Source organism: Phocaeicola intestinalis (assembly GCF_014837065.1).
Lineage (GTDB): Bacteria > Bacteroidota > Bacteroidia > Bacteroidales > Bacteroidaceae > Phocaeicola > Phocaeicola intestinalis.
On the sequence record NZ_JACSPP010000053.1, the window covers coordinates 1 to 20,264 of the forward strand.

At 48.6% G+C, this 20,264-nt stretch carries 11 protein-coding genes and 1 pseudogene; all 12 read left to right on the top strand.

Annotation, left to right across the window (positions count from 1 at the left end; genetic code table 11):
• Positions 1-252 (top strand): hypothetical protein (locus H9625_RS17785; protein ID WP_225226440.1); only part of this gene is annotated, 252 nt, incomplete at its 5' end.
• A gap of 320 nt (positions 253-572) precedes the next feature.
• Positions 573-2,990 carry a glycoside hydrolase family 127 protein gene (locus tag H9625_RS13750; RefSeq protein WP_394354946.1) on the top strand — a complete coding sequence of 806 codons (2,418 nt, stop codon included), beginning with the start codon at positions 573-575 and terminating at the stop codon, positions 2,988-2,990.
• A gap of 138 nt (positions 2,991-3,128) precedes the next feature.
• Entirely contained in the window at positions 3,129-6,224 is a 3,096-nt protein-coding gene (locus H9625_RS13755; protein WP_191764890.1) for a SusC/RagA family TonB-linked outer membrane protein, read from the top strand.
• A 12-nt stretch (positions 6,225-6,236) separates the two neighbouring features.
• Entirely contained in the window at positions 6,237-7,937 is a 1,701-nt protein-coding gene (locus H9625_RS13760) for a RagB/SusD family nutrient uptake outer membrane protein (RefSeq protein ID WP_191764892.1), read from the top strand.
• 27 nt (positions 7,938-7,964) lie between these two features.
• Positions 7,965-9,494, top strand: coding sequence for a DUF4859 domain-containing protein (locus H9625_RS13765; protein ID WP_087251695.1), 1,530 nt, complete (start codon positions 7,965-7,967; stop codon positions 9,492-9,494).
• A gap of 192 nt (positions 9,495-9,686) precedes the next feature.
• On the top strand, positions 9,687-10,064 hold the full coding sequence (locus H9625_RS13770) for a BACON domain-containing protein (protein ID WP_162614468.1): 378 nt from the start codon (positions 9,687-9,689) through the stop codon (positions 10,062-10,064).
• A 20-nt stretch (positions 10,065-10,084) separates the two neighbouring features.
• The gene (locus tag H9625_RS13775) at positions 10,085-12,343 is read left to right on the top strand and encodes a DUF6055 domain-containing protein (protein ID WP_191764894.1); all 2,259 of its coding nucleotides are present in this window, start codon (positions 10,085-10,087) and stop codon (positions 12,341-12,343) included.
• A gap of 591 nt (positions 12,344-12,934) precedes the next feature.
• Positions 12,935-13,243: a helix-turn-helix domain-containing protein gene (locus H9625_RS13780; protein WP_087251738.1), complete on the top strand. Its 309-nt coding sequence runs from the start codon at positions 12,935-12,937 to the stop codon at positions 13,241-13,243.
• A gap of 8 nt (positions 13,244-13,251) precedes the next feature.
• Positions 13,252-14,743 (top strand): annotated as a pseudogene (locus tag H9625_RS13785) (type II toxin-antitoxin system HipA family toxin).
• 207 nt (positions 14,744-14,950) lie between these two features.
• Positions 14,951-15,850, top strand: a complete 900-nt coding sequence (locus H9625_RS13790) for an Rpn family recombination-promoting nuclease/putative transposase (RefSeq protein ID WP_191764896.1) — start codon at positions 14,951-14,953, stop codon at positions 15,848-15,850.
• Between the two features lie 148 nt (positions 15,851-15,998).
• Complete coding sequence (locus H9625_RS13795; protein ID WP_191764898.1) at positions 15,999-17,384, top strand: DUF6055 domain-containing protein; 1,386 nt, start codon at positions 15,999-16,001, stop codon at positions 17,382-17,384.
• 158 nt (positions 17,385-17,542) lie between these two features.
• Complete coding sequence (locus H9625_RS13800) at positions 17,543-20,263, top strand: glycoside hydrolase family 97 catalytic domain-containing protein (RefSeq protein ID WP_191764900.1); 2,721 nt, start codon at positions 17,543-17,545, stop codon at positions 20,261-20,263.
• The last annotated feature ends 1 nt before the right edge of the window (position 20,264 follow it).

Below are 20,264 nucleotides of genomic sequence, written 5' to 3' on the forward strand. Positions count from 1 at the left end.
TCGCCCAAAGCACACACGAAAACGGATACATCAAGCCAAGAAAAACTTTTTGGAGAAATTCAAAACAGCTTCTTAATCAAAATCCCAAAATCCTTCCCAATATTTGGAGTTTCTGATAGGGTTGTATTATCAATCCGGACGGCATCCTTTTATGGTTTTCCTATCAAAACCGTACGTTCTCCAATTGAAAACCGTACGTTCTCGATATGGAAACCGTACGGTTTTCATATGGAAAACGTAAAAAGAAGGTAGCCTGTAACAGATCCTGAACCATTCAATCATATATTGATTCGTATCTGCTAAGCAAATTTGTTGGAGAAATTAAAACAATCTCTTACAACATAGTAAAACAATTGGTTTGCGGATATATTCATCTGTAAAAATCATCCAAACAGATGACAAAATCGTCTATATCCTGTTTAAACGTGCTGTAAAGCATATTCTGTAGACCTCTACACGACTATTTTCTTATCAATATGGACTATCTTTTTATCCGGTTTTCAGATTTCCTCCTACATTTGTGCAGATGAAATTTTAAAAATAATAATATGAAGAACTATCTGTTAACACTGATGAGCGGACTTGTAGCGTTGGGAGTCACTTCGTGTGGCAAACCTGCCTATATCCAGCCCGATGCTCCCATTCAGGAAGTGCCGTTCACCCAGGTGCACCTGAGCGATAGCTTCTGGTTGCCCCGCATCGAGACCAACCGCACCGTGTCTATCCCTTCCGCATTTAAAGAATGTGAGAAAAACGGACGATTTGATAACTTCGCCATTGCCGCCGGACTGAAAAAAGGAGAGCACCGGGGCGACTTTTCTTTCGACGATACCGATCCTTATAAGGTAATAGAAGGGGCATCGTATTCGCTCGCGGTGAAATACGACCCGCAACTGGACCATTACCTGGACAGCGTCATCAACATCATTGCTGCGGCGCAAGAACCGGACGGATATCTTACTACTTGCGTCACCAATAAATGTTATCGTCTCTCCGGATGGTGGGGACGCTCGAAATGGGAAAAAATCAACAGCCACGAGCTGTACAACAGCGGACACATGTACGAAGCAGCCGTTGCCCATTACCGTGCTACCGGCAAGCGTACCTTCCTGGATGTCGCTATCAAGAATGCCGACCTCGTCTGCAAGACCTTCGGACCGAAGGAAGGACAGATACACCGCCCCAGCGGACACCCCATCGTAGAGATGGCACTCTGCAAATTATATAAGGTGACGGGCGACCGGAAATACCTCGACATGGCGAAATACTTCGTCGAAGAAACCGGACGGGGCACCGACGGGCACAAGCTGAGCGAATACAGCCAAGACCATAAGCCCATCCTGCAACAAGACGAAATCGTGGGCCACGCCGTACGTGCCGGCTATCTCTATTCGGGTGTGGCAGATGTGGCAGCCCTTACTCATGATACGGCTTATTTCCATGCCTTGACCCGCCTGTGGGACAACCTCGTAAGCAAGAAGCTATACATCACTGGCGGCATGGGGTCGCGTGCACAAGGCGAAGGCTTCGGACCGAATTACGAACTGCAGAACCACACCGCCTATTGTGAGACTTGCGCTTCCATCGCCAACGTGTACTGGAACTACCGCATGTTCCTTGCCACGGGCGAATCGAAATACATCGATGTGCTGGAACGTGCACTTTACAACGGTGTCATCAGCGGCGTTTCGCTCAGTGGCGACAAGTTTTTCTACGACAATCCGCTGGAATCGATGGGGCAGCACGAACGCCAACGTTGGTTCGGTTGTGCTTGTTGCCCGGGTAATGTGACCCGCTTCATCGCTTCCGTGCCCAACTATGCCTACGCTACTCAGCAGAACGATATCTACGTCAACCTCTATATACAAGGTAAAGCCGAGATGCAGCTTGCCGACAGCACCAAGGTCACACTGGAACAGACCACCGGATATCCTTGGAACGGTAAGATAGCCATTAAGGTGACGCCTGATAAAGAAGGAGAGTTCGCCATCCGTCTGCGCATCCCCAGTTGGGCAAAGAGTGCGCCGGTAGCTTCCGACCTCTACGCCTATACCGATGCTCCGAAAAAATATACCCTGAAAGTAAACGGCTCGTCGGCACGGGCAGCCGAAGGCGACGGTTACGAAACCTTGGTACGCACCTGGAAAGCAGGCGACGTCATCGAACTGGACCTGCCAATGGACGTGCGACGCATCCAGGCGAACGACTCGGTAGAAGTAGACCGTGGCATGCTGGCACTGGAACGCGGACCTATCGTATTCTGCCTGGAAGGCAAAGACCAGCCCGACAGCACCGTGTTTAACAAGTTCATCACCCCCGACACACAAATCAGTGCCACCTACGAAGCCAACCTGCTCAACGGCGTGATGGTATTGAGCGGGGCTGCCAAGGAAGTGGAACGCGACGGCTCGGTGAAAGACCTGACCTTCCGCGCCATCCCCTACTCTACCTGGAACAACCGCGGTGCCGACCAGATGGAAGTATGGATTCCCGAATCCAAGGAATACGCTACCCCGACACCCGAACCGGCCATAGCCAGCAAGGCACAGATGTACTCGCTTCCTACCCAAGCTACCACCGATGTGCCCGCAGCCACCAGCAACCTGCAATGGGCATGGGGCTACAACGACCAGTGGGAACCGAAACGTTCGAGCGATACTTCCAAGCCCTACCATTACTGGTGGCTGCGCCAAGGCTCGAAAGAGAATGTGTGCTACCGATTCAGTCAACCCACCGAGGTAAAATCCGTAGACGTGTACTGGCTGGATTTCGACCACTACGACGGAAACTTCCGCACGCCCGCCTCGTGGAAGCTCTACTACAAACAGGGCAACCAATGGAAGGAAGTGGAAGCGCAAAGCCCTTACACCACCGATAAGGACCGCTACAACCACCTCGACTTCCATCCCGTGAAAACCACCGACCTGATGATTGTGGCACAGCTGCAAGAAGGAGCGTCGGGAGGAGTGATAGAGTGGAAAGTAGAATGACAGTGAATAATTAGCAGTGAACAATTAATAATTAATAATTAACAGTGAATAATTAACAGGAACAAAGAATGGCTATTCCCGCTATTCCTTGTTCACTGTTAATTCTTAACTAACTATTAACCTTTAAATACAAACAGAATGGATACACATGGAAACCGCGCGTTATTCAGTCGCGCAATGGTGAAGGTGGCCGCTTGTACCATGCTGGCTGCAGGGTTGCCATTGGCAATGTATGCCGAAGCAGGGAACATGGAAGCCGCTGTGATGGCAGCCCAACAGACACGGACCGTCAGCGGGCAGGTGGTAGACTCGAACGGAGAAAGCATCATTGGAGCCAACGTTATGGAAAAAGGTACAACCAACGGTACGATTACCGATTTCGACGGTAAGTTCTCACTGAAAGTAGCTCCCAACGCTACCTTGGTCATCAGCTACATTGGTTATAAAAACATAGAAATGAAGGCAAGCGAACTAAAGGCTGGACAAACCATTACACTGCAAGAAAACGCCGAGATGATGGACGAAGTAGTAGTCATCGGTTACGGTACGCAGCGCAAGGGTGATGTGACCAGTGCCGTGGCTTCGGTGAAAGCAGAAGATTTTACAGTAGGTAAGATTACCGATGCCGCCGAACTGGTGAAAGGAAAGATTGCCGGTCTGAGCGTCACCAACTCTAGCGGTGACCCGACGGCTACCTCTTCCATCATGCTGCGTGGTATCAATACCGTGTCGGGTAACACCAACCCGCTTATCTTGGTAGACGGTATCGAAGGCGACCTCACCACCGTAGCGCCCGAAAACATCGCTTCCATCGACGTACTGAAAGACGCTTCGGCTGCCGCCATCTACGGTACCCGTGGTGCCAACGGTGTCATCTTGATTACCACCAAGACCGGACGCCGCGATCAGAAAGCCGACATCACTTATTCGGGTTACGTATCGTTCTCGAAATGGACAGACACACCGGAGTTCATGGATACGCATGACATCATCTACGGACGCACCGCCTATACCTACGAAGGCTACGACACCGACTGGCTGAAAGCCATCAGCCGCAAGGCGGGCTTCAAGCACAACCATTCGCTTTCTATGAACGGTGGTACGAAAACCTCTACTTACTCCGCCAACGTCGTTTACAGCAACGATGAAGCTATCATGCGCAAGAGCGACAACGAAAACCTGAAGATGCAGTTGGACTTCACCCAATACGCTTGGAACGACAAGCTGAAGTTCAACTTCAACGCCTTGATCAGCCGGCAGAAGTATTCGTTGAACAACAATACCTACGCTTACCGCCAGGCGATTATCCGCAACCCGTCGGAACCCATCTATAACGAAGACGGAACGTATTACGAAAATTTCAATCGCCTGAACTACATCAATCCGGTGGAAATCCAGAACGAATACGAAGGCGATACCCGCGTCCGTTTCTACCAAATGACGGGTAACGTCACCGTAGAACCCATTAAGGGATGGCAGACCAATGTGATGCTCTCGTTGAACGAATCGGCAAGCGTCAGCCAGTCGTTCACTTATCCGGACTATTACACCTTGGCGAAAGAAGACAACTACAACGGTTCCGCTTCGAAGAGCGAAGGCAACTATCGCAGCCAGACTTTGGAAATCACTTCGCGCTACAACCATACATGGGGCGAACACCGCTTCGAAGGGTTGGTAGGTTACAGCTACCTCTACAACAAGTACGACGGTTTTTCCGCCAGCAACGGAAACTTCCCTTCGGTAGCTTACCTCTACAACAACTTGGGACTGGGTACGCTTCTGACCGAAGAAGACCGCCATGCGGGCATGGGCTCTGACGCATACGATGACACCCTTGTTGGTTTCTTCGCCCGTGTCAGCTACGGCTACGCCAACCGCTACAACGCCCTGCTCAGCATCCGCCACGAAGGATCCAGCAAATTCGGTGCAAACAACCGGTGGGCTACCTTCCCCTCCGTTTCGTTGGGATGGACCATCAGCAACGAACCGTTTATGGAAAAGACCCGCTCTTGGCTGAACAACCTGAAACTGCGCATAGGATACGGTGTGACCGGTATCACCCCAACCAGTTCTTATCGGGCACAATACCTTTACGACATCGCTCCCTACGGTGACATCCAAGACCAAAGCGGAAATTGGATCCAAACATTGGAAGTTATACAGAATCCCAACAAAGACCTGAAATGGGAAACCACCCGTGAATGGAACTTCGGTTTAGACTGGAGTGTGCTGGATGAACGCCTCTCCGGTAGCATTGATGTCTATCACCGTAAGACTTCCGACTTGATGTACTCATATAGCGTACCTGTACCGCCCAATTTGTATGGCTATACCCTTGCCAATGTAGGTGATATACGTAACGTAGGTGTGGAAGTCATGGTGACCGGTGTACCCGTCCGGACCAAGGATTTCGAGTGGAGCACCACCCTGACCCTTTCGCACAACAAAAACAAGCTGCTCAAACTGAGTAACACTTTGTACGAGACCGATGACTTTCACGAATTATATGGCGGATTGGGCGAACCCATCAGCACACCGACCCACTATATGGAAGTAGGCCACAGTTTAGGCGAGTTTTGGGGGCTGAAATACGTAGGAGTCAGCGAAAACGGAGTACCCATCGTACAAGTAAGTGACGGCAACGGAGGTTGGGTGAATGAAGAATTCAACACAAACCACAATGTGATGGAAAACCGCCAACGTCTGGGCAACGGACTGCCGAAAGTCTATTTGGGGTGGGGACATACCTTTAACTACAAAGGCATTGACTTAAACTTGCAGTTTACCGGACAATTCGGTTACAAGATTCTGAACGCATGGCGTTGTTTCTATGAAAACAACTCCATCGCCTACAACCGCCTGAAGACAGCTTACGACCTGCGTCCCGCCATCAACTTGGACGGCACGCCCGTATTGGATGCCGACGGCAACCAAAAGATGGTACGTCTCTCGAATACAGCCGCCCAATATTTCTCGAGCGACCACTTGGAAAACGGCGACTTCCTGAAGCTGAGCAACATCACCTTGGGCTACACCCTGCCGCTGAAAGGCAAGATAAAGGATTATATCAACAACCTGCGTATCTATGCATCGGCAAGCAACGTTTTCTGCATCACTGGTTACTCCGGATTAGACCCGGAGGTAGATAATGCTTTCCAGACACCGGGCATCGACTACCAGGATAAATACCCTACTACCCGTTCGTACACGGTAGGTTTAACGCTTAACTTTTAACGAATGAACACCATGAAAAAGCTAATTAAAAACATATTGTTAGGAATGTTCGTCGGCTGCAGCCTGAATGTGACAACATCATGTACCGACCTGACCGAGACCCTCTATAGCGACTTGAACGACACGAACATTGACCTGACCAACCCGGATGACATCCAGTTGTTGGAAGGCCAAGCCATCGCCCAATACCGATACCTGCATACCAGTTGGTTTGGATTGTTCCATCAGTTGGAAATCTGCACTGACCAGTACATGGTTCCCCTGCGCATTGGTATCGGCTGGGGTGACGTTTACATCAACGGACACAAACACAATTGGGATTACAACTTCGGTTTGTCGGAAAACAATTGGGGTTATGCGTACAATTGTATCAACTATTGTAACATGGTACTGGACAACCTGCCCGAAGATAATGTAGAAGACCGCGCACAGATGCGTTTCTTCCGTGCCCTAACTTACTACCACCTGTTAGACCTTTTCCGCAACATTCCGCTGCAGACCACAATGAACAATCCCGATGGTTACGTGCCCGAACAGGTGTCGGGAGAGGAAATCTATAATTTCTGCGTCAGCGAACTGAACGACATCAAAGATGTCATCACCACCGATTACATCCACGGCTGGGGCAACAAGTACGCCGTATGTATGGCACTTGCCAAGCTGTACTTGAACAAAAACGTTTACTTGGGCACCAACGACAACCAAGGCTATGAAGACGCCTTGGCAGAAGTAGAAACCGTCCTGACCGAAGGAGGCTTTGAGTTGGCGCCCAACTACAAAGACAATTTCCGCGAAAATCTGGAAGGTAATCCCGAAATCATTTTCTGCGTACCGGGCGACCGTACCCATGCCGTCAACTTCAACCTGATGACCTACGTCATGCCGCAAGCCGGTATGGATGCTTACGCCAGCACCGCTACCGCCACCAACGGTTCGTGCGCCATCCCGCAGTTTATCGATACCTATTCCGCCAACGACAAACGTTTGGCTGATACCTGGGCAATGGATTTGCAGCACTACGCCGTAGAGAATGCCGACGGTACATATACCCCCAATGCGGGCGACCCCATCCCCTTTACGGCCGATGACTGGTCGGGCACGGGTTACCTGAACTACAACAAGAACGTGCACTCCATCGACGGTGCCTACCAGCAAGAAGGTTATCGCCTGCACAAGTACGAGATAGTAGGAGGAGGTAACTGGGGAACTACCTCGGACGACTTGGTCATCTTCCGCCTGGCGGATGCCATGTTCATCAAGGCGGAATGCTTGCTGCGCTTGGGACGCGACGAACAGACCGCAGCCGACTTGGTAACAGAAGTCCGCAAACGTTCGTTTGAATCGTTGGCGGAAGCCACCCGCACCGTAGCCGACCTGAAAGGCGGAAGCGTATATGCCTACGGACACAGCGAGTATGAGCCGATAGCTTACAACGACTGGAGCAACTACATCAGCACTTACGAAGGTGGCGATGACATCGAGTTGGGCGGCTTGTTCGACGACTTGGGCTGGGAATTCGCATGCGAAGAGCACCGCCGTCAGGACATGATCCGCTTCAAGATGGCAGACGGACGCAACGTGTTCAACGGCAAATCTTACTTCTGTAAGGATGCCGTCACCACCGACCACTGGAACATCTTCCCGATTCCTGAAAGCGTGATGCGTACCAACACCACCATCGAACAGAATCCGGGCTATACGGGAGCAAAATAACCATCAACCTTTTAATCATTTATCCTTATGAAAAGACTATATTACATATTCCTATTGCCCGCTTTCCTGTTCCTTACAGGGGTCACCGCTTGTGGCGACTACGATATGGACGAAATTACGGGCTTGCACATCTTGACCGATGACGAAATGGAAGAGATCCGCCGGCAAGACTCCATTGCCGAGGCACTGCGCCAGCAAATCAATGCCGACTTGATACTGGAATACACCGTAACAGATTATTTTGCCACTACCTATACTACGCAACGCCTTGATATTGATATCGCAGCCATTGCCGAATGCTTCGGACTGACCGAAGAAGAAGTGTTGGCAGGTATCAACCAAGACACCGGCGCGCCTACCATCAATGGATTCGCCATCCAAGCCAGCACCCACCAAGACTATACACTGAACCGAAGCACCACCAACGGTGTGTGGGGACATTGGTTTGACAACAATGGCGATGCCGGGACATGGAATGATTTGAGCGCATTAGGTACGCTTTCTTTCTATTGTGAATGGCAAGGATTCCCAGATGACGAAGATGAAAACAATTACTTCAATATTGGTCAGAATCCCAACACATTCACCACCCCGCAAGAATGGACGGTATACGAATGCCTCTCTTACGAAGACAAGCGTGTAGCGGTAGCCATTACGTACATCTTGACCGAACGGGGTGACGTAACGGCAGAAATAGCCAATACGCAACAACTCACCTTGGATATGAACCCGGCAAGTACCTACGACATGGTGAACGTGAAGTTTGACCCCGACCAAGTGACCGCAGCGTTGGGTATCGCTTCGATGGACGAAATAGAAGGCTACCTTGGCGTACAGGCAGACGGCAGCTATGCCCAAGAGACCAATGCCGGAACCAACGGATTCTGGTACGATGCAGACGGTGGCGCAAATGCCTATAGTGAAAACTCACGCGTTTATACATCGTATGGCGGTGACGGCTGGCCTGTAGACGAAATCGGCATCGGACAATATCCGGGCAACTGCGCCGTGGGCGACTCGTACACCGTGAAGTACGGCTTCTTGGCTAACAACAAGATTGCGATGATGGAAATCACCGTAAACATCGTGGCTTACCAAGACCCGGAAACCGCTCCCGAAGGTGAACCCGAAGAACTGACCATCGATGTAAACTTGCAAAAGAACTACACGAACGACTTCGCTCCTGTACAAGTAGATGTACGCGAAACGCTCCGCCAGGCATTCAAGATGACCACGTATCAAATACACAGCGCACGTGTATCGGGCGACCTGAAGATTTACTGCCAGACGGAAACAGCGGAAGAACCCGAATATACTGCCGATGTGCCGGGATACTGGCTGGCTGCTGACGGTTCATCTGCCGCATATGCCGACGGTCTCTGCTGGGTTAGCTTAGGCACCAGCGAAACAGAACTCTACCTGTATGGCGGCAACCATCCGGAAAATGTTTCGCCTACAGCCGGAACTACGCTGACTACCACGTACATCATTACGTGTAACGGAGGCAAAGTTACGGTGAACATCAACTTCCAGGTAGACCCGGAAGCGGCTGAATAAGCAAGAAGCCCTCCGAGGGTAAATCTAAATGGAACTGAGCACAAAGGCATAAAGCTTTTTCATTGATACATAAAAATAGTTTCGTTGCATCTTTTTGCCTCTGTGTTCAGTTTCTCAATTATGACAGACCTTCGGTGAGAATAATGTCGGGGTATATCGCTCCTACACACAAATCTTAAAAATATAATGACTATGACAAAATTATCTAATTGGCTATTGATACTGTTTATGGCATTCTTTGCCGTAAGCATCACCAGTTGTAACGATGATGAGGAAGAATACTCTGCAGATTACCTTCTCAACATCGCCGAAGAAAACCTGAACATTTCAGCCCCTGCTGAAGCCAGTTCATACGAAGTGGAAATAGTAGCCCGCGCCATTTGGAAAGCTACTGTTACAACAGACAGTGGTGAAGAATGGATTACCCTGACTACCGGAAGCGACACGGGAGGATATAACACCTTGGCTTTCGACGTAGCGGAAAACACAACGGGAGCTACCCGTACTGCCACCATCACCATCACTTGCCACACGGCACAAAAAGTGATTACCGTGACACAAAGTAATTAACCATCTAACAAAAATGGATTATGACAACAAAGCTAAATTGGCTACTGTTATGCTTCACTGCTATCTTCGCTTTCTACTTCACCAGTTGTAAAGACGATGAAGAAGAATATTCGGCAGACTATCTGCTCGCCATAGCCGAAGAAGACATGAACATATCGGTAGACGCAGAAACCACTTCTTATGAAATAGAACTGACTGCCCGTGCCATCTGGAAAGCTACTGTCACGGCAGGCAATGAAGACGGGTGGCTCACGCTGGAAAATGATGGAGATACCGGAGGCGTTAACACATTGAGTTTCTCTATGGAAGAGAACACTACCGGAGCCACACGTACCGCTACGATTACCATCACTTGCCATACGGCACAAAAGGAAATCACCGTAACCCAAAGTGGCTCGGACTTACAAATCATGGACGAATCGGAGATAGAAGACTTCGAAAAGTACTATAAGCCTGCCGAGTTCGCCTCGATGGACATGCTGCGCAGCGACGCACAATGGTCGTGGTTCCGCTCGAAGCAGAGCGAACACTTCTTCGTGTTCTGGGAAGCGGGCTTTGGCGACGACCCCAATGCTGAAACCGTTCCGGCGAACATGCGGGTGGACATCGATGACCTGCTGGAGAAAGCCGAACAGTTCTACCAGACCAACATCGAGAAGTTAGGCTTCGCCGAGACGGGACAAGGCAAATCGAGCCTGGACCAGTACAAGATGGAAATCTACCTGCTTTACCAGGAAGAATGGCTGGCTACCGGATCGGGTTACGATGACGTAATCGGCGCACTGTGGGTGAACCCCAGTACCTGCCAGCCCGTAGGCTCGACCATCGCCCACGAGATAGGGCACAGTTTCCAATACCAAGTGTATTGCGACAAGGTGTACCAAGGCGAGGCGAATGACTTCCAGACCGGATTCCGCTACGGCTACGAAGGCAGCAACGGAGGCAACGGCTTCTGGGAACAATGCGCGCAGTGGCAATCGTTCCAAGACTATCCCGAGGAGATGTTCACCACCTACAACTTCGACGTATGGCTGGCAAACAACCACCGCCACTTCGAACACGAATGGATGCGCTACGCCAGCTACTGGCTGCAAACCTACTGGACGGACAAGCACGGGGACGACGCGGTGGCAAACGTATGGAAGAACTCGCACGCGCCGGAAGACGCCATCGCAGCTTACATGCGCCTGTATGCCAACAACAGTTGGGAAACGATGAAAGAAGAACTGTATGACTACGCCGCACGCATGGCCACCTTCGACATCAACGGCATCCGCGAATATTCGGACGGCTACTTGGGACGTTACAGCACGACGCTCTACCCGACGGCGGATGGATACTACCAGGTGGCATACGCCGACTGCCCCGAAACGACCGGATTCAATGTCATCGCCCTCAACGTGCCCGAAGGACAAACGACCGTATCGGCCGACTTTGAAGGACTGATGCCTGGAAGCCCCCTGGCAGCGGATGACCCGGGTGAATACATGGACACGGAAGTGGTGGCCGGAACAGTAGACACCTATAATAATATAGGAGACGCATCGGACGCAGGCTGGAGCTATGGCTTTGTAGCCCTGACCAGCGGCGGCACACGGGTATATAGCGAACGGTATGCAGCCGAAGCGGGCAACGCCAGCTTCACGGTTCCTGCCGGAACGGAGCAACTGTACTTCATCGTGCAAGCAGCCCCGAAGACTTACAAAGCCCATCCGTGGGACGAAAAGGACCTGACCGACGAGCAATGGCCTTATAAAGTGAAATTCAACGGCACAGACTTATTGGGTTCGGTTGTAATAGATCCGGACGCCCAGCCAACGGATGTAACCTTCACTTACGACCTGAGTTTCCCCGCCACTACCAACGGTGACTACACGGGAACAACCGTCAGCGTCATCAACGAAGGGGACATGGAGGAACTGGCACAGGCATTCGTGATGCAGCCCAGCCTGATTGCCTCGAAAATCATGGAGGCAAACGCTACGCCCGCAGAGGGACAAATCGCCTTTGCCGCCGTGCAGGCAGACGGCTCGCTGGAATACAACTGCACCGCCAACGGCTTAGGGTTCTGGTACGATAAGGCAGGGAACGCCATCGGCTGGGGAGACGACAGCTACGTCTACTCGGAATTCAACAAGGATACGTTTACCTTCACCATCGGGCAATTCCCTGACCATTGCACCGCAGGCGACACCTACACCATCCGGGAAGCACTGGTCTACACCCTGAACGGCACGCAATACACTGCTACCTTCGTATTCAATATACGAATTTTATAAAGAAATCGAACGCGGAGACGCAAAGACGCAGAGGTTATAGTAGAGAAGGCAAAAGGACACAAAGCCAAACAACACTCTCGCTGCGCTTTTGCTTGAAATGAATATTCGCAACAGTCCATGTAGGGGCGGGGTTCGCCCGCCCGTATGCATCCACGTGAATGCATTCGGGCAGGCAGACCCTGCCCTTACAGGTTAACCGGCAAGATGCGGACATTCATTAAAAATAAACTCTGTGCCTTCGTGTCTCTGTGTTCGATTTTTTTTCGGGCAGGCAGACCCTGCCCCTACAGGTTAACTGACAAGATGCGGACATTCATTAAAAAATAAACTCTGTGCCTTTGCGTCTCTGTGTTCCATTTTTTCGGGCAGGCAGACCCTACCATCTTTTACCCAAGCCACACACTGAAATTTACTTACCCTAACGTGAATTCACTAATCTTTCTTTTCATTTAATTATTAAAGTTTTCTCAGAGAAGTTCGTTCTAATCAGATTAATTTTGTAGTTTTGTATTTGTAACATTCATTATAATGAAGATTAATATATAAAAGTGTATTTAATTATCATTATAATGATATATAAATATAGGAAATATGGCAGACTTTTATGAATACTCTACTCCCGAGATTGTAAGGCTATTAGGTGCCCGGTTTAAGGAATACAGAATACGCTGTAATCTTACTCAGAAAGATGTTTCCGAGCAATCGGGAATTGGACTTACCACCATCCACAAATTTGAGAACGGCACTGCAGGCAATATTTCATTGTCCACATTTATCGTGTTGCTGAAAGTCGTTGGGCAGATCAACATGATAGACCATATTCTTCCAGAGCTACCAGAATCTCCTTACCTGATGCGTAAAGACGATAAAAAGACACAGCGCGTAAGACACTCCAAATGATACGAACTATGGTACAATCTTTAAGAGTAATGCTTTGGGGTGAAGAAATAGGCCGGTTGGCTTGGGATACCAAACGCAGATTGTCCTACTTCACGTATAACCCCGTCTTTCTGAAGAAAGGTCTGAATATATCTCCATTGGCAGCACCGATAGATGGGGCAAGAGGTCTTATGCCTATCTGGGGAGAAGATGCTAAAATTTATCAGAAATTACCTGCTTTTGTAGCCGATTCATTGCCTGATGCCTGGGGTAATCAGTTGTTTGATTTGTGGCGTCAACAGAACCATCTGTCCAATGCAGACATTACTCCCCTTGACAAGCTCTCGTTCATTGGGAAACGTGGCATGGGAGCTCTCGAGTTTCTACCTGAAGTTTCGCGAGAACGCAAGGCAGGGAAAATAGATATCAAGTCTTTGGCTAATCTGGCAGAGCGCATATTCACAGAAAAAGAAAATGCACGAATTCTACCCGAAGAATCCATTACCATGCAATCGTTGCTTACTGTAGGTACTTCTGCAGGTGGCCGTCAACCCAAAGCCATTGTGGCCATCAACCGAAAGAGTAGAGAGATACGTAGCGGACAGATTTCCGGCCTGGATGACTTTGATTACTGTCTGATTAAATTCGGCAATTCTCAATATAGTTCGGCAGAATTGGAGATGGCCTATTATGAACTGGCTACTATGGCAGGAATCAATATGATGCCATCTGAACTCTATCAGGTAGATGGAAATAATCATTTCATGACCAGACGTTTCGACCGTAAGGATGGAAAGAAGGTTCATACCCAGACTTTGGCTGCCATCCGTCCCGAAGCCGACAGTTACGAACAGCTGATAGCAGTATGTCGGAAACTTCATCTGCCCGAGGCTGACTGTTCTGAGGTATTCCGTCGGATGGTATTCAATATCTTGGCCAACAATACGGACGACCACAATAAGAATTTTTCATTTGTTATGAGTGAAGATGGTTCCTGGCGTCTGTCTCCGGCATACGATATCACTTATATATTCGACAACGGAGGATTTTTGCCCAATGAAGAGCACTGTCTGTATATCCGCGCCAAACTTCGGGATATTACACGGGATGATGTCATCCAGTTTGCTAAAGACAATGGCATACGCCGGCCTGATGCAGTGATACGTGAAGTAGCAGACAGTCTGAAACAATTCCGTACGGTCGCTTCAAAATATGGTGTTGCCGAGCAGTGGATAGGACGGATTGAAACAACTATAGCCAATCAATTGAGGTCTTGGGGTGAGTTAGAAGAAGCTACACATGCATCTGAAATAACCATCAACAGACATATCGTAAAGAACATCCGGGATGGAGCAGGCTTTTAAAGGAAATTTCCATTTGCTCGCCGAAATAGATGGTAATGAACGAAAGTTCGTTATAGGTAAAAACAAGGAAGAGTTTTCTCTTATTGAATCGATTGGAATAGCAAATCTGTCATCTGAACAGCTCAAAGATATGGTTGAGAAATATTTTGGTCTGTAAATTGACATTCACTAAAAAATAAACTCTGTGCCTTCGTGTCTCTATGTTCCATTTTTTTCGGGCAGGCAGACCCTGCCCCTACAAGTTAATGGACAAGATGCGGACATTAAAGATAAATCTTTGCGCCTCTACGTTTGTTTTTTCCCGATTCATTTCCGACTAACTATAAAAACCGTATCTTTGCATATCACTTAAAACCATACGCTTATGTGCTCGGAAGGAATCGTAGAAAGATACGTCAACTTTTATACCGACTTCGCATTCAAGAAGCTCTTCGGTACGGAAATCAACAAAGAACTGCTCATCAGTTTCCTCAACGCCCTGCTACACGGAAGGGAAAAAATAGAGGACATTACCTACCTGAACGCCGAACACCTTGGCAAGCAGGAATACGACCGGCGCGCCGTGTTCGATGTGTATTGCAAGAACGAGAAGGGAGAACATTTCATCGTGGAGATGCAGAAAGGTGAACAGCAGTTCTTCAAGGACAGAAGCATCTATTATTCGACATTCGCCATCCGGGAGCAAGCTCCACGGGGGGATTGGAACTACGAACTGAAGGGTATATACACCATCGGTATCCTGAACTTTTCCATTTATCCAGATAATACGGACTTCTACCACGAAATCAAGCTGATAGACATCGACACCAAGGAAATATTCTACGACAAGTTGACATTCATCTACCTGGAAATGCCCAAGTTCACCAAGGAGGAAGACAAATTGGAGACGCTCTTCGACAAGTGGTTGTACGCCATACGGAATCTTGCCACACTCATGAAACGGCCGGAAGCCCTGCAAGAGAAGGTTTTCACACGGCTGTTCGAAGCCGCTGAAATAGCGAAGTTCGACCGAAAGGAACGATACGAATACGAAGAAAGCCTCAAAAACTACAGAGACTGGATCAGCGTAATAGAAACTGCGGAAAACAAAGGGGTAGCAAAAGGGCACGCAAAAGGATTGGAAGAAGGAATTGCCAAAGGCAGAGAACTAGGTGAAAAGGAAAAAGCCATTGCAATAGCCCGCCAACTAAAAGACATGAACTTCGATGTAGAGGTAATCTCCAGAAGCACCGGACTGGACATTAAAGAGATAGAAAGAATTTGAAATACGCCCCTACGGTTGACTGTTTGCGATATTCATAAGATGCAAAAAATGCATTCGCTTGGACGATTGTGGCATAACCTTGTACGATTTCACCCTTTTTTGTCCCGTTTTTTTCCTTACTTTGCTGACAGAACAAAAAAGAAAAAATATGATGAACCTCAGTATGCTGTTAGCAAGCGCGGCTGCCCTGCTTTCGTATGCAGCCCATGACACCCTTCCTGCCAGCCAACCCTATCCGCTTCCGGAAGGAAAAGCAATCTACCAACCTGAAGAATTTGCCGGACAAAACTGGCAAATAGACACCTGCCGGTACAGTTACGCCCGGATGGATTATACCGAAAACACAGCCATCTTTTGGGAAAAAGGCTTCGGCAAAGATTTGGCCAATCCTCCACAATTGAATGGACACGACATGCACGTTGATTTGGAACACCTGAAAACGAAGCTGGAGGAATTTTATACCTTTTTTCGCGATAGCTTAAACTTTGTCAACCCAGGCTCGTATAGCGAACGTTACCGTATGATGGTGATGCTGATGTATTCGCTGGACGGTACGGCATACGGAGGGGCTTACGATAACAAGATAGGAGCCTTTTGGGCTGCGCCAAACCGGCTACAAGACCCGAACCTGAATGCCGTGGCACACGAACTGGGGCATAGCTTCCAGCTTCAGATGCTGGCAGACGGCAGTTCCTGTTGGGGTGAGAAACAGGGAGGTTTTTTCGAAATGACTTCACAATGGATGTTGTGGCAAGTCAATCCCAACTGGATTGCCGAAGAAACCTATCATTGGGATGCTTTTAAACAAGCCTCGCACAAGGCTTTCCTGCACGACGAGAATGTATATCGTTCGCCGTATGTATTGGAATACTGGAGCGAACGCAACGGACTGGACCTCATTGCCGAATTTTACCGAAAAAGCACCGCAGACGAAGACCCTGTACGGACCTACCAACGTCTGAAAGGTTTTAAGGAAGGAGAAAACTACAAGTTTGTGGATGAAATGTTCGACTGCTACTGTCATCTGGTGAATCTCGACTTCAAACGGGCTTTTGCCGAAACCCGTCCATTTGCCAATTCGTTTGAAAACTTTAAGCCTTATATGACCCAAGAGTCCGATGGCTATTGGCAGGTAAAAGCAGAGCGCTGTCCGGAAAATTACGGTTTTAACGCTATCCGGCTTGATGTGCCCGAACCTGGTACGACGGTGAAAGCCGACTTCAAAGGACTGCAAGGCAAGGAGGCACCGACAGGATATCCGGGTTATAAGAATCCCCTTCATGAGGCTGCCTATTACCGTTATGGGCTGGTGGGGGTAACCGAAGAAGGGGAAACTTTGTTCGGTACGTCGGGAAGCACAGATGCGGACAATCAAACCGGCACTGTTTCGTGGACTGTGCCCGAAGGCAAGAAACTGGCTCACCTGTGGCTGATAGTTACCGCCGGTCCGCACGACACCCACCGGTTATTGCAACAAGTGCCGACTGCACAATGGCCCTACAAGGTAAAACTAACGAATACCCGCATCCTCTAACCGTAAAAATCGTCTAACAAGATGCAATAATCGTCCAAAAGCCACGGATAACAACGGCTTTCGGACGATATTCGCATTGTTTAAGACTTCTATGACACATTATTCGGAAGTTTTTCTTTTGTTTTGCAAACAGAAAATAGCCCTTAATACATAAACACATGAAAAAGACATCTTTTTTTTTCGGAATCATTTTCAGCCTTATCGGGATTACCTCGCAAGCGAAGGACTACACATTGCTTTCGCCCGACAAGCACTTGAAGGTTACAGTAACAGACGGAAACAGTCTGTTGACATACTCGGTATATCATAACAATTCTCTCATACTTAAAAGCAGTCAAATAGGTTTGGTGGCCCTTGACGAACAACTTACTGCCGGGAAAGCAGTGAAAGTTACTTCGAAAAAGTCAAGGGAGGTTGTTCAGGATGTAACATCTCCTTTTTATCGCTTCAAGTCATTCCGTGCTGTGTGCAACGAAATGGACTTGAAGCTGAAAGGTGATTTCGGCGTTATCTTCCGGGTATACAATGAAGGCATCGCCTATCGTTTTTACACAACCATGGGTAAAGACAAAGAATTGGTCATTGCCAATGAAACGGCGGAATTCAATTTCCCTGATAACTATACGGCATACCTGCCTTACACGACCAACGAAGAAAAGCCAATGGCAATGGCATATCAGGCAACCTACGATGTAAAACCTCTTTCGGAAGCACGCAAGCAACTGGCCTTTCTTCCGGTAACCGTAGATTGCGGAAACGTAAAAGTAACATTGCTGGAATCGGACCTGGAAGCCTATCCGGGTATGTTTATCGAACCTACCGGAACAAACGGACTGAAAGGTGTATTTGCCTCTTATCCTAAAAAAACAGCCTATTACCCGTGGCGCAAACAATTATACGTGACCGAAACGGAGAATTTCATTGCGAAAGTAAAAGGCACACGTGAATATCCATGGCGCATCCTTGCTGTTACAGAAAAAGACAGCGAGATGCCGGTCAACAATTTAGTTTATGCCTTAGCATCGCCGAACCGTATCGGAGATTACAGCTGGGTAAAGCCTGGCAAGGTGGCTTGGGAATGGTGGAACGACTGGAACTTAAAAGGAGTAGGCTTCAGTACAGGCATCAACATGGACACCTATAAATATTATATCGACTTTGCTTCCCGTAACGGACTGGAATACATCGTAATGGACGAGGGCTGGTACGATCCCAAGAGCGGAGATATGCTTACTACCATTCCGGCTATTGACTTGCCCGAATTGGTAGCATACGGGAAAAACAAAGGTGTAGGTATCGTGTTGTGGACGGTATTTAACGTACTGGACGAGCAGTTGGAAGCTGCTTGTAAAAAATATGCTGATATGGGCATCAAAGGATTCAAGGTAGATTTTCTCGACCGTGATGACCAGACCGCTGTGGAAATGGTTTACCGTATTGCCGAAAAAGCTGCCGAATACAAACTGTTGCTCGATTATCATGGCATTTATAAACCGACCGGACTGAACCGCACTTATCCCAACGTTATCAACTACGAAAGTGTATTCGGCATGGAAGAAGCGAAATGGAGCGAAGTGGAAAAGGATATGCCGCTATACGATGTGACCTTCCCTTACATCCGCATGATGGCAGGCCACGTGGACTATACGCCGGGAGCCATGCGCAACGCCACGAAGCGCGACTTCAAACCGATGTATTACACACCGATGAGTATGGGAACCCGTGCCCACCAGCTGGCCGCTTATATTGTATATGATTCACCGTTTACCATGCTTTGCGACGCACCCACCAATTATATGCGCGAACCGGAATGCCTGGAGTTCATCACCTCCTTACCGGTAGAAACCGACTCCACATTTGTTTTGACGGGCGAGATAGGAAAATACATCGTAACGGCACGCAAAAAAGACATCAACTGGTATGTAGGCGGCATGACTAATTGGGACGAACGTGACCTGACAATCGATTTCTCTTTCCTGAATGCAAACGAAACATACCGGTGTACCTTAATAAAAGACGGAATCAATGCTTCGAAGCAAGCCGAAGACTATTTATGCGAACAACTGGAAGTGACACGCGACACAAAGCTCAAGCTTCACCTCGCTTCGGGAGGCGGTTTCGCCCTGAAACTGGAGGTATGTCCGAAGCACAGTGCCATAACCGGCATACCTGAAGGCAAACTAATACCCGACTTCTATAAGAAATATATCGAGACAAAAGGACTCTATGTCACCTCTTCGGAACGAGTAAGCGACAAAGCCCTGCTGAAAGCCTGCGATATCATCAGCCTTATGTTGGCAAAACGTCCCGATATCACAGCACACATGGTAGAAAAAGGTTGCCACGTAATGGTAATCGGTAAAGAGGAAGAAACCTGCGACCTGCCCGAATTCGCGCATATCTGCAATTGCGAGGACAGTATCAAATACTGGAACAAGCGTGCCCGTGGCTTTGGAGGCGCGCCTGAAGATACCTACTCGTCCAGTTGCGGTGAAGAAAACCTGCTGGCCCTGCCGCAAGACAAATACATCGGCGAAAACATCCTGGTCCATGAGTTTGCACATCTGATCCATACCATTGGCATTGTAGGCGTAGAGCCTGATTTCGACGAACGGCTGGAAGCACTGCGCCAGAACGCCATACAGAAAGGATTATGGAAAGATACATACGCCATCAGTTGCAAAGAAGAATATTTTGCCGAATGTACGCAATCATTCTTCAACTGCAACCGCTATGCAGGAAAAGCCAACGGCGTACATAACCAGGTAAACAACCGCACCAAGCTGAAAGCATACGACCCGGACATGTACAACCTGTTGAAAAAGTACTTTTACGAGATTGATTTACCTTTATACAATAATTGTAAACCTGAAGACTAAA